Below are 671 nucleotides of genomic sequence, written 5' to 3' on the forward strand. Positions count from 1 at the left end.
GCCAACGGCTGTTCGCCACCGCCGGCATTCACCCCCATTCGGCCAGCGACTGGAACGCTGACAGCGCCCGTCGTCTGCGCAGTCTGTTGAACGAATCCAGCGTCGTCGCGGTGGGCGAATGCGGGCTGGATTTCAACCGCGATTTCTCCCCGCGCGCGCAACAGGAAAAGGTCCTGGAAGAACATCTGGCGCTGGCCGTGGAGCTGCAATTGCCGGTGTTCCTGCACGAGCGCGATGCCAGCCAGCGCCTGCTGGAGATCCTCAAGGACTTCCGCGATCAACTGCCGGCGGCGGTGGTGCACTGCTTCACTGGCGAGCAAAAGGCCTTGTTCAGCTACCTCGATCTGGATCTGCACATCGGCATCACCGGCTGGATCTGCGACGAACGCCGGGGCACGCATCTGCATCCACTGGTCAAAGAGATCAAAGCGGGACGGCTGATGCTGGAAAGCGACGCGCCATATCTGCTGCCGCGCACGTTGCGGCCGAAGCCGAAAAACGGCCGCAATGAGCCGGCGTATCTGAGCGAAGTGCTGCGCGAAGTGGCGTTGCATCGCGGCGAGACCGAGGAAGCGCTGGCCGCACATACCACCGCGTGTGCCCGGGCGTTTTTTAATCTTCCGATGTTGGTGTAAAACGCAAAAGATCGCAGCCTTCGGCAGCTCCTACAT

Annotated in this window: 1 protein-coding gene; it reads left to right on the plus strand. The window is 62.0% G+C overall.

All coding sequences use genetic code 11. The features are described 5' to 3' along the window. A partial coding sequence (locus tag J5M71_RS26305; RefSeq protein ID WP_207838386.1) for a TatD family hydrolase occupies nt 1–635 on the plus strand: 635 nt, incomplete at its 5' end. Nucleotides 636–671 lie beyond the last annotated feature (36 nt).

It is taken from the genome of Pseudomonas sp. 43(2021) (assembly GCF_017490805.1).
Lineage (GTDB): Bacteria > Pseudomonadota > Gammaproteobacteria > Pseudomonadales > Pseudomonadaceae > Aquipseudomonas.